The organism is Nonomuraea phyllanthi (assembly GCF_006334985.2).
In the GTDB taxonomy this organism is placed as follows: domain Bacteria; phylum Actinomycetota; class Actinomycetes; order Streptosporangiales; family Streptosporangiaceae; genus Nonomuraea; species Nonomuraea phyllanthi.
This window is the reverse complement of sequence record NZ_VDLX02000036.1, coordinates 15,756-26,849: the sequence shown is the minus strand read 5'-3', so window position 1 is coordinate 26,849 and position 11,094 is coordinate 15,756. Positions and strand designations below refer to the sequence as shown.

The window sequence follows — 11,094 nt, the reverse complement described above, 5'->3', positions numbered from 1 at the left end:
GCTAACCGCGAGGTCATAGGATGACAGGGGATTTGGGGAGGGGGCGGCCTGTGGAGACGACCGCGGAAGAGCAACTCATCGGACCCCTGCTTCTGGCGCGCGGCACGATCGACAGATCGTCGGCGCTGCGTGCCGACGAGGGGTGGGTGGAGCGGATGTGGTCCGAGCCGTCGACCAGGGTGCTGGTGATCGACAACGGTCACACACTGGTGCGGCGGACCGGCGACGAGGTGCAGGCGGTGCTGTTCGCGACTGCCGACGCGCCGCCGGGGCCGCGCTACCTTCTGGGGCTGGCCGACGGGGTCGCGTACTTCGCGGTGTCGGCGCCGCTGCCCGGCATCCCCAAGGGCGACGCCAACGGCCGCCTGACGGTCCCCATGAGCCTGCGCGACACGCCCGAGGGCAAGCCGGTGGCGGCCGGCCTGCGGCAGGCGGGTGGCCTGCTGGGCGACCGCGACGCGGGCCTGCTGGTCTACGCGGTGGCGCTGGAGGCCTGGCACGCGAGCCACGAATACTGCCCGCGCTGCGGCTCCCGCACCACCGTCCAGGCCGGCGGCCACATCCGGGTCTGCCCCCAGGACGCCAGCCAGCACTTCCCCCGCGTCGACCCCGCCGTGATCATGCTCGTCCGCGACGAGAGCGACCGCTGCCTGCTCGCCCGCGGCCCGCAGTGGCCGGAGGGGCGGCTGTCGATCCTGGCCGGGTTCGTGGAGCCGGGCGAGTCGCTGGAGCACGCCGTCGCCCGCGAGGTGGCCGAGGAGGTCGGCGTCACCGTCGTCAACCCGCGCTATCTCGGCAGCCAGCCCTGGCCGTTCCCGCGCAGCCTCATGCTCGGCTTCTTCGCCGAGGCCGTCTCGACCGAGCTCACGCCCGACGCCGAGGAGATCGCCGAGGCTCGCTGGTTCTCGCGCGAGGAGCTGGCGCGGGCGCTGGAGACGGGCGAGCTGCGGTTGCCGCCGCCGGTGTCGATAGCCCGCCGCCTGATCGAGACGTGGTACGGCGGCGAGCTGACCGGCGACTGGTGACCGGCGACTGGTGACAGGCCGCCCCGTGGTCAGGGCCGCCCGTGGTCAGGGCGGCCCGGTGACTGGCTCAGGCCGCTTCGAGCAGGGCCTTGACCTCGAGGGCGGAGGGGTTCGTCCGGACGATGCGGCCGTTGGGGGTGTCGATCACCACGGTCGGCACCGTCTGGTTGCCGTCGTTGACGCTCATCACGAACTCCGCCGCCGCCGGGTCGCGCTCGATGTCGACCTCCTGGAAGGTGATGCCCTCGCGGGCGAGCTGTGACTTGAGCCGCTTGCAGGGGCCGCACCAGGTGGTGCTGTAGACCGTGAGCGCCATGTCGGGAGATCCCTCCGAGATCAGGTGATGCGAGCGCTCGGTGCAACAACGCCGAGTCTCCGGTTAATCCCCCCGAAACCGCCCCACCACGCCGCTTCCGGCCGGCAGCCGCGATCGAGCAGGACTCGGGAGCGCTACATGGCGCCCAGGCGCTCCGCGACCCAGGCCTGCACGCGCTCGGCCACGCCCGGCTCGCGGTAGAGGGCGGTGCTGTGGTTGATCCCCGGCTGCGTGATGATCGTCACCGGCACGCCCACCTGCCCCAGCATCGTCTTGAGCAGCCGGCTCTGCAGCGGCGGCACGAACTCGTCCTCCGAGTGCACGGTCAGCATCGGCGCGTCGTGGCGGCTGGCGTGCCAGGCGACCTCCATGCTGGCCCAGACCCGCGAGCACTTGCCCTTGGGCTCGCACCCGCCGGCCAGGCGGATGGCGGCCTTGCGCAGCTTGCGCTTGTTGTGCTCCTTGGACTTCTCGCCGTCGGAGTAGGCCCGCAGCGGCGAGATGATCGGCGACAGGCCGACGACGCCCTTGAGCCCGTTGATGCCGTCGCCGTACGTGCCGATCGCCGCCGCGATGTGACCTCCGGCGGAGAACCCGATCACCACGTAGTCGCTCGGGTCGAACGCCCACTGGCCGGCGTTCTTGCGGGCCAGCGCGATCGCGGCCAGCGCGTCCGTGCGCTGCGCGGGCCAGGCCGCGTCGCCGGACAGGCGGTAGTTGAGGTTGAAGACCGTGTAGCCGAGGTCGGCGTACTGGCGCACGATCGACTTCATGTAGCGCTTGTCGCCGGCCGACCACCAGCCACCGTGGATGAGGAAGACGCCGGGCCGCTGCTGGCCGTCGGGGGTCCACCAGACGTCCATGCGCTGGCGCGCGTGCGAACCGTAGGCGACGGTCTCGTTGGCGAAGCCGCCCAGGCCGTCCTGGTCGATGACGTCGGTCACCGACGAGGGCCCCGGTGTCGGCTCCCGGCTCGCGTCCGCGGCGACGGGTGTGAGCACGACGCCTGCGAGCGCGAGCACGCCCACCGCTACCGCAGTTCGCACAGCCTTCCCTTTCCCCCATGCACATGGTCGGCCCCATTGCGGGGGAGGAGACCAGTTCTTTGCTCCGGGACGATACAAGAACATACGTGGGCCCGCATGTTGCCAGAATAAAGAGTCCTTCCGCCACGCCTGGGAGTATGTACGGGTGAACAACATGGATGACGTCCTGGCCGGACTCGATCCCGAGCAGCGCGCGGTGGCCGAGGCCGTGCGCGGGCCGGTCTGCGTGCTGGCCGGCGCCGGCACCGGCAAGACCAGGGCGATCACCCATCGCATCGCGTACGCGGTCCGCAGCGGGGTGGTCGACCCGCAGAGCGTGCTCGCGGTGACGTTCACCACCCGGGCGGCGGGGGAGCTGCGCCAGCGCCTGCGCGCGCTGGGGGCGCCGGGCGTGCAGGCCCGCACGTTCCACGCCGCGGCCCTGCGCCAGCTCACCTACTTCTGGCCGAGGGTCATCGGCGGCGAGGCGCCCTCGGTGATCGAGTCGAAGCTGCCGGTGCTGGCGGAGGCCTGCCGCCTGGTCCGGAAAAATGCGGATCGGTCCGAGTTGCGGGACATCGCGTCCGAGGTCGAGTGGGCCAAGGTCACCCAGGTCGGCCCTGAGGACTATCCCACCGCCGCCGCGAAGCACCACCGCACGCCGCCCGTCCCGCCGGAGGAGATCGCCCGCCTCTACGACGCGTACGAGCAGATCAGGCGCGAGCGCCACCTGGTCGACTTCGAAACCATCCTCGAACTGACCGCCGCCGTGATGACCGAGCACCAGGAGGTCGCGGCGCAGATCCGCCAGCAGTATCGCTATTTCGTGGTGGACGAGTATCAAGACGTCAACCCGCTGCAGAAGCTCCTGCTCGACACCTGGCTTGGCGGCCGCGACGACATCTGCGTGGTCGGCGACCCCAACCAGACCATCTACTCCTTCACCGGCGCCACGCCGCGCTACCTGACGCAGTTCGCCGTGGAACACCCGAGCGCCGCCGTGATCAAGCTGGTCCGCGACTACCGGTCGACCCCGCAGGTGGTGGACCTCGCCAACCGCATGGCCGCCAGGTCGCCGCACCGGCTCGACCTGGTGGCCCAGCGTCCCGACGGCCCCAAGCCGTCGTTCGCCGACTACGACGACGAGCCCGCCGAGGCGCAGGGGGCGGCCCGCGCGATCAGGAAGCTCCTCGACAGGGGCGTGCCTTCGCGGGAGATCGCGATCCTGTTCCGCGTCAACTCGCAGTCGGAGGCGTACGAAGAGGCATTGTCCAAGGCCGAGATCCCGTACGTGCTGCGCGGCGCCGAGCGCTTCTTCGACCGCCCCGAGGTCCGCCAGGCCGTCGTGCTGCTGCGCGGCGCGGCCCGCTCCTCGGCCACGGAGCCGCTGGCCTCCGAGGTGCACCACATCCTCTCCGGCGTCGGCCTGACCCCCGACCCGCCCGGCGGAGGCAAGGCCAGGGAGAAGTGGGAGTCGCTGAAGGCCCTGGCGGACCTCGCCGAGGACATGGCCGCCGAGGGGGCCGGCCTGCCCGCGTACGTCGCGGAGCTGGAGCGCCGGGCCACCGAGCAGCACGCCCCGCCCGTGGAGGGCGTCACCCTGGCCTCCCTCCACGCCGCCAAGGGCCTGGAGTGGGACGCCGTCTTCCTGGTCGGCCTGACGGACGGCATGCTGCCGATCATCTACGCCGAGACCCCCGAGCAGATCGAGGAGGAGCGCCGCCTCCTCTATGTCGGCATCACCCGCGCCAGGGAGCATCTGTCCCTGTCCTGGGCCGGCGCCCGAGCGCCGGGCGCCCGTAAGACCCGCCGCCCCTCCCGCTTCCTCGACGGGCTCACCGGCCGCACCGCGTCCCCGCCACGCCTGTCCCCCTCCTCGCGCGAGCGCCGCCAGGTGGCCGCCCCGGTGAGCTGCCGCGTGTGCGCCAAGACGCTGGTGGCGGCGGCCGAGCAGAAACTGGGCCGCTGCTCCACCTGTCCGGCCGACTACGACGAGGCTCTCCTGGAGCGACTGAAGGCGTGGCGCACGGCCACGGCGAAGGAGTCCAAGATCCCGCCGTACGTCGTCTTCACCGACGTGACCCTCCAGGCCATCGCCGAGCGGGCGCCGGTGACCGAGCAGGAGCTGGCGTCCATCGCGGGGGTCGGCAAGGTCAAGCTCGACCGCTACGGCGAGGCCGTCCTCTCCCTCTGCCGCGGTGCGTGATCCCCAGGCTGTCCGGGGCCAGCTTTGGCGGCATTCGGGCGGCACGTCAGACTTGTCCCGAAGACCGCGACAGCGCGAGGGGGATGGACACGTGAACGAGGCGCTGAAAGAGCTCCTGGACCTGCTCGACCTGGAGCAGATCGAGCTCGATATCTTCCGGGGGCGCAGCCCGGAGGAGCGCATCCAGCGCGTCTTCGGTGGCCAGGTGGCGGCCCAGGCCCTCGTGGCGGCCGGCCGCACAGTCCCCAAGGACCGCAACGTGCATTCGCTCCACGCGTACTTCATCCGGCCGGGCGACCCGGCCGTGCCGATCGTCTACAACGTCGAGCGCCTGCGCGACGGCCGGTCGTTCACCACCCGCAGGATCGTCGCCATCCAGCACGGCAAGGCGATCTTCACCATGTCGGCGTCGTTCCACGTGGCGGAGGAGGGGGTGACGCACCAGGCGTCCGCGATGCCGCGCGTGCCCGACCCCGAGACGCTCCCCACGTTCCAGGACAGGATGTACGAGCTGGCGGGCGACAACCCCGAGCTGCGCGAGTGGTTCACGCGCCCCCGCCCGGTGGACGCCAGATACGTCTCGCCGCTCACCTGGGAGGCGTACAAGAACCCCGACCTGCGCAGCGCCGAGACCAACGTGTGGTTCCGCTACCAGGCGGACCTGCCCGACGACCCGCTCCTGCACGTGGTGCTGGCCGCGTACGCCTCCGACTTCACGCTGGTCGACACGATCCTGCTGGCTCACGGCATGGCCTGGGGCGCGTCGAACATCATGGGCGCCTCGCTGGACCACGCCATGTGGTTCCACCGGCCCTTCAGGGCCGACGACTGGCTGCTCTATGCTCAGGAGTCGCCCTGGTCGGGGGGAGCGCGGGGGCTCGCGCGCGGCGAGATGTTCACCGCGTCGGGCGAGCTCGTGGTCTCGGTCGTCCAGGAGGCCATGATCCGCCTGACGAAGTAGCCGCACCCCGCCGCCGGCGAGATGCGCGACTCGCCACCTGCGATGCTCGAAAAAAGGTGGCGAGTGTTACAAAATCGCAGGTAGAAAATATGTTGCCGTTCCTGAGCCGCCGGGTTTAGGGTCATGGTCAAGCGAGTCGGACACTCCTGTTTCCGACGATCTCGAGAGTGGAGGTGAGTCACCGGTGATGAGCGTCAAGATGTCAGCCACGCAGTGGCTCGCTTCCGCATGCCGTGACTCGGTGAGGCTTGTCGATAGCCCTGCCACGTCTCGGCTGGAGAAGTCTGCCCGTAGTCAGGCTGCTGCTGCCGCCTATGCGCGCGCCCACTTCGGCCGCGCCGCCGTGCAAGCCGCTCCTGTCTACATCGGACGTATCGAACTGCCGGCCAACCAGCTCACCAAGGGTGGACTGTGCGGTCCGCAACCCTGGAGGGATGCACCGGTCATAACCTGACCGGCACATTGCAGCCCACCAGGCCGCGGATCCACAGACGGATCCGCGGCCTTACTTATTTGTCCGTGATCCCCGACCACCTACGAGGTGCCCGACCAAGATCAAAAGATCGATCAAAGGAGAAAAGCAGATGGGGGCGAAGACGATCATGGACCTGATCGACGAAGCCAAGATCCCCTGCCGTACCGACCCTGACCTGTGGTTCGCCGAGTCGCCGGAGGACGTCGAGTTCGCCAAGGCACTCTGCGGCGGCTGCCCGATCCAGAAGTCCTGCCTCGCCCGCGCGCTCGAGCGCGAGGAGCCCTGGGGCGTCTGGGGCGGCGAGCTGATCCTCAGGGGAACGATCGTTCCCCGCAAGCGTCCGCGCGGGCGTCCCCGCAAGCACCCGGTCGCTGCCTGAACACCGCACCTACCACCAGAAAGCGAACACACCGATGAGCACTCACATCACAAGGAGCCGAGCAGTGCCGGATCTCATTCATGACCTGGTCAATGACCGAATACAAACGCTTCACCGCGAGGCGGAGCAGCAACGCCTCGTCCTGCGCATCAGCCGCGTACGGCGGGCGCAGCGCGAGGTCCTGCGGGCGAACGACCGCCTCCGCAAGGCCCTGAGCCGCCAGATCTGATCCGGGAGGTCCTGCCGCCGGCGCAGGATCTCCCGCCGGATCTCCTAGAGAGCCGGGCGCTCCGAGCGCCCGGCTCTTGCTGTTGGGGCTCCCCAACCATGTCCCCACCGGCGCCGGCTCAGCACCCTGGAGGGGGATGTGCTGACCAGCGGCGCCGGTGGGAGCCCCCGGGCGCGAGCACACGCACGTGCCCGGGTGTCATGGCCCGAACCTGCCACAGGGATCACGGTCCCGAATCGGCCACGGGTTTCGCGGTTCCTGAACCAGGCGCGGGCGTTGCGAAGCCGAGCCGGGCGCGAAGCCATGCGTGCGACGCCGCTGCCCGCCCCACCCGCGCGACCGCGAGGGGAAGGGTGGTGGCGAGCTGTCCTGCGGCCATCACCGGGACGGCGGTGACGGGCAGGCTCGCGGATCGACACATCAGGATCCTCTCGACCTGGTAACGACTTGCACCCGTATCATTACACAGCGCAGTCGCTAGTTAACCTCGGGTTAAGTAAAATCTATGCGCTCGTCAAGGACACCCATCGCCACCCCGACCCTCGCCGGTGCCATCCACCCCGCAATCGGGACACCACCTCGCGCCCGCGTCGGGCGGCGTCACATCACTTCGCACCCCCGTTTCGTGCGTCTCGATCCCGGCCCGCAGGTGCGCTCCGCCCATCCCACGCCCGTCAGGCCCCATCAACTCACGCCGCTTCCGAGCGCATCACGCCACCTCACGGCCGCCTCGGCCCATCCCGCGTGCACTCATGCTGGCCCCGCGTGGCGTCGCGCCACCTCACGCCAGCACCACACTGGTCAGGCCATCACCTCATGCCGCCCCTGAGCGCGCCGCGTCACCTCAGGCCCGCTTCACGCCCGCAGCGCGCACGTCTGACCATCGCCCCAGACCCGCCTCGCACCCGGAGCGCGCATGTCACGTCTTCACCTCACACCGGCCCCGGGCGCTTCACCGCACAGCACCGCCCGATGGACGCCCCATGGATGGAGGTCGGCCGCGGACAGACGTCGGTCGCGTCGCCGAGCGGAGGCCGCGGAGGCCGCGGGGGCCGAGGGGGCCGCGGGGGCCGAGGGGGCCGGGGGATCCTAGGGGCGGCGGGCTAACCGATGGCCAGGGCCTCGTCGTTGGTGTCGTCGGAGTCGTCGGAGAAGCCGGGCACCCAGCGGATCACCTCGTCGCGGAAGCGCGCCGTGGTGCCGAGCTGGCACAGGACGCCCACTCCCGCCGCATGGACCCGGTGGATGAGCACGTACGACGGAGGAAGGTTGAGCTGCCGCACCACGTTCGTGGGGCGGAGATCCGCGACGCGCGCGGCCTGAGCCTGCAACCACTCCCGGCTGAACGTGAACTCCTCCACCGCCGTCGGCTCCACGTACGGCGCGAGAAAGGCCCGCAACGCGTCAGGATCGATGTCGATGTCCTCGCGGATGAAGCCTTCCCGGCGCAGCCCCGCCATGACGGCGTCCATGTCGCCCTCGTTGAAGATGCGCGTGAGCCGGCCGAACATCGTCGGGTAGCCGCCGGGCAGCCGGTTGACCGCGCCGAAGTCGAGCACGCCGAGCCTGCCGTCGGGCAGCATCCGGAAGTTGCCGGGGTGCGGGTCGGCGTGCAGCATGCCGACCCGCGCGGGAGAGCAGAAGAGGAAGCGTACGAACAGTAACCCGGCGTGGTCGCGCTGCTCCTTGGTGCCGTCGGAGATCACGCGGGAGAGCGGGGTGCCGTCCATCCACTCGCTGACCAGCACGAGCTCGTTGGCCGCGACCACGTCAGGGATGTGGAAGTCGGGATCGCCGTCGAACTCGAGCGCGAACGCGTGCTGGGCCTCGGCCTCCCGCAGGTAGTCGAGCTCCTCGGCGACCCGCTCCCGCAGCTCCGCCAGCAGCGCCTTCATGTCGAGCCCGGGCAGCAACGCCCCGAACAGCTTGCCCAGCCGCGCCAGCTGCGCGAAGTCGCCGAGCAGCGCCTTGCCCGCCCCCGGATACTGGATCTTGACGGCCACTTCCCTGCCGTCGTGCCACACGGCCTTGTGAACCTGGCCGATCGACGCGGCCGCCGTCGGCCGGTCGTCGAACGACAGGAAGTTCTCCCGCCAGTCGTCACCCAACTGCTCGACGAGCACCTTGTGCACCGTGGACACGGGCAGCGGGGGAGCGGCCTCCTGGAGTTTGGTGAGCGTGGCGCGGTAGGGCCCGACGATCTCCTGCGGCAGCGCCGCCTCGAAGATCGACAGCGCCTGCCCGAGCTTCATGGCGCCGCCCTTGAGCTCGCCGAGCACCTTGAAGATCTGCTCGGCCGTACGCTGCTGCACCTCCTGCGCCACGATCTCGGCGGACTTGCCGCCGATGCGCTTGCCCAGGCCGAGGGCGGCGCGCCCGGCGAAGCCGAGCGGGAGGGTGGCCAGCTTGGCGGAGCGCGTGACAGCACGGCGCGGAAGATCGCTCACACTGATGCGCGGAACCTCGATGAGATGCCGCTTCCCCCCTTCGTGGTCGTCCTCTGAGCACGTCAGTCGCGGTTAGGAGACATGACCATTCTTAGCGAATCCGGACTATTTCGCACACAACGACATTGCGGGTGTACCTTCCACGACCTCCGCCTCCACCGCCAATCAGGCGTTACGTCCAATGTGCCGTTGGTCACAACCGGCTCCTTGCCGTCGAGGTAGGCAAGCGCCTGGCCGGTCGCCTCGGCCGCGACCAGCGCCGCCAGAGTGGAGTCGCAGGCGATCTCGCCTGGCGGATAACCGCCCAGCCTCGCGGTCACGATAGGCCACCCCGGATCGTGGTCCCGCCGCGTCAGGTCCAGGCAGTGCAGGCACGCCGTCTTCCCCGGCACCACCAGAGGCCCCACCGTCCCGTGCCCCTCGAACGCCGACACCAGGAGGTGCGGGATGTCGAGGGAGACCACCTCGTTGACCAGCACCCCATCGAGCGGTCCGACGGGCGCGAATATCACCAGATCCGGATGATCCGACTTGTCCCCAAGATACGTCCCGCCGACCAGTGCGTTGACGGAAGGCATCACCCCCATCCCGTCACCCTGCCCCTCGAACTCCTCCGACCGGCCACCTCCCCGCATCGGCGTGGCGCCACCGGAGGGGACCGTTCCCGCCGCGGAACGCGCCCTGCCGGCGGGAGAGGCGGGAGAAGCGGGAAGAGCCGGAGAAGACGCGGCGCCGGTGGAAGGCGGGATGGCTCTCGTGCGGGATCCGGAGCCGGCGTCGAGCGTGGTGCTCGAGGCGGGCGACCGCGCGATGCTCCCGGAGGTGGGGGCAGTTCTTCCTGCGGATGGTGCTGGTTTCCCGGAGGTGGGTGCGGCTCTTCCCGTGGACAGCGCCGGTCTTCCGGAGGCGGGCGTGGCTCTGCTGGTGGTTGGCGTGGTGTTTCCGGTGGCGGGTGTCGCTTTTCCGACTGTTGGTGCCGGCCCTCCGGAGCCCGGTGCGGCCCTGCCGGCGGATGACGACGTGCTTCCTGGGATCGATGTGCCCCTTCCGGGAGCGGGCGCGATGCTCCCCGTGCGGGATCCAGTGTTCCCGGAGCCGGCGCTTCCGGAGCGGGGTGCGGCGGGCGAGGGCAGGGCTGGGGTCGAGCCGGATCTGCCACGGCGGTCGGCCTGCGCGGCGCCGCTGGAGCGTGCGGCTTGCGACGCGTTCGTGCCGCGCGTTCCTCGTGGCGAACGGCCGGAGGGCGAGCCCGAGGAAGACGCCGGCTCTCCGGACTCGATGCCGTCGGGCTCGTCCCTTCCAGGTGCGCCGGGTTGGGGGTCGGCGGGGATCGGCTCGGCGGTCGGATCGGGGTAGGGGTGGCCGCCGGAGGTGAGCCTCCGGGCGACCGCCACCGCGCCGGCCTCGCGTGACAGGCCCACCTCCGCCCACGTCAGCCCGCCCGGCGTGACATCGCACGGCCGGGTGGTGCCGGGGTCGAACACCCGGATGTTGCCGATGCCCGCCGCCGCGAGCAGGGCCACCACCTGCGCGCCCACCCGCCCCGCTCCGTAGACGCGCACCCGGTGCCGCCGGCGCCTGCCGAAGATCGCGATCGCGCCGTCCGGGTCGGTCGAGGCGAGGTCGAGGGCGTCGAGGTCTGGTCTCAGGCGATCGCGCTCCGCCAGGGACAGCTCGGCGAGCGGCGCGGGGCTGGTGGCTGCATCATGAAGGGCGCCTTGGACGGCGAGCTGGTCCAGCAGGGCACGGGCGCGGACCTCGTCGAAGCCGATGGCGTTCGCCTCGGCCAGGACGCACTCCAGATCCCTGGTGCCGTCGAGGCCGTCGATCCACTGGCGGACGGCCGGGGTCAGACCGCTCAACATGACGGCCCTGAGGGGGTGCGCCCCGTATTGGAGGGTTTGCTCGTCGCGGATGATGCGCCGGAGGGCGGGCTTCACACGTGGCCTCATGGCGGGAAAGGTTTCCATGCCCGAGCAAGATCCCGAGCCGGTTCGGCGGCGGCTGTGGATAACCGCGTGGCAGTGCGGT

General features: G+C 70.5%; 9 protein-coding genes. 5 read left to right on the top strand and 4 right to left on the bottom strand.

The window, feature by feature from the left end:
• Window positions 1–50: 50 nt before the first annotated feature.
• The gene (gene nudC, locus FH608_RS49200; protein WP_139638121.1) at window positions 51–1,025 is read left to right on the top strand and encodes an NAD(+) diphosphatase; all 975 of its coding nucleotides are present in this window, start codon (window positions 51–53) and stop codon (window positions 1,023–1,025) included.
• 67 nt (window positions 1,026–1,092) lie between these two features.
• On the opposite strand, the gene FH608_RS49195 is transcribed toward nudC, so the two are convergent.
• Window positions 1,093–1,341 (bottom strand): mycoredoxin, encoded by a 249-nt coding sequence (locus FH608_RS49195; RefSeq protein WP_139638120.1) that lies wholly within the window; start codon window positions 1,339–1,341, stop codon window positions 1,093–1,095.
• Window positions 1,342–1,475: 134 nt separating this feature from the next.
• Entirely contained in the window at window positions 1,476–2,387 is a 912-nt protein-coding gene (locus FH608_RS49190; protein WP_226900593.1) for an alpha/beta hydrolase, read from the bottom strand.
• Between the two features lie 154 nt (window positions 2,388–2,541).
• Here FH608_RS49190 and FH608_RS49185 point away from each other — a divergent pair, with 154 nt between their 5' ends.
• The 4 genes from FH608_RS49185 to FH608_RS52300 all read left to right on the top strand — a co-directional run bounded on the left by FH608_RS49185 (window position 2,542) and on the right by FH608_RS52300 (window position 6,616).
• Window positions 2,542–4,572: an ATP-dependent DNA helicase UvrD2 gene (locus tag FH608_RS49185; protein WP_139638138.1), complete on the top strand. Its 2,031-nt coding sequence runs from the start codon at window positions 2,542–2,544 to the stop codon at window positions 4,570–4,572.
• A gap of 91 nt (window positions 4,573–4,663) precedes the next feature.
• Window positions 4,664–5,533, top strand: a complete 870-nt coding sequence (gene tesB, locus FH608_RS49180; protein WP_139638119.1) for an acyl-CoA thioesterase II — start codon at window positions 4,664–4,666, stop codon at window positions 5,531–5,533.
• A gap of 584 nt (window positions 5,534–6,117) precedes the next feature.
• Window positions 6,118–6,387 carry a WhiB family transcriptional regulator gene (locus FH608_RS49175; protein ID WP_139638118.1) on the top strand — a complete coding sequence of 90 codons (270 nt, stop codon included), beginning with the start codon at window positions 6,118–6,120 and terminating at the stop codon, window positions 6,385–6,387.
• Window positions 6,388–6,451: 64 nt separating this feature from the next.
• Window positions 6,452–6,616 (top strand): hypothetical protein, encoded by a 165-nt coding sequence (locus FH608_RS52300; RefSeq protein ID WP_193319071.1) that lies wholly within the window; start codon window positions 6,452–6,454, stop codon window positions 6,614–6,616.
• A 1,103-nt stretch (window positions 6,617–7,719) separates the two neighbouring features.
• Here the strand turns inward: FH608_RS52300 and FH608_RS49170 are convergent.
• Entirely contained in the window at window positions 7,720–9,063 is a 1,344-nt protein-coding gene (locus FH608_RS49170; protein ID WP_139638117.1) for an ABC1 kinase family protein, read from the bottom strand.
• A gap of 62 nt (window positions 9,064–9,125) precedes the next feature.
• Window positions 9,126–11,015, bottom strand: coding sequence for a hypothetical protein (locus FH608_RS52295; protein WP_193319070.1), 1,890 nt, complete (start codon window positions 11,013–11,015; stop codon window positions 9,126–9,128).
• Window positions 11,016–11,094 lie beyond the last annotated feature (79 nt).

What these genes read in the sequence shown, in the direction of transcription:
- FH608_RS49185 (WP_139638138.1), top strand. Translation starts at nt 2,542, where the DNA reads ATGGATGACGTCCTGGCCGGACTCGATCCCGAGCAGCGCGCGGTGGCC.
- FH608_RS49195 (WP_139638120.1), bottom strand. Translation starts at nt 1,341, where the DNA reads ATGGCGCTCACGGTCTACAGCACCACCTGGTGCGGCCCCTGCAAGCGG.
- FH608_RS52295 (WP_193319070.1), bottom strand. Translation starts at nt 11,015, where the DNA reads ATGAGGCCACGTGTGAAGCCCGCCCTCCGGCGCATCATCCGCGACGAG.
- FH608_RS49175 (WP_139638118.1), top strand. Translation starts at nt 6,118, where the DNA reads ATGGGGGCGAAGACGATCATGGACCTGATCGACGAAGCCAAGATCCCC.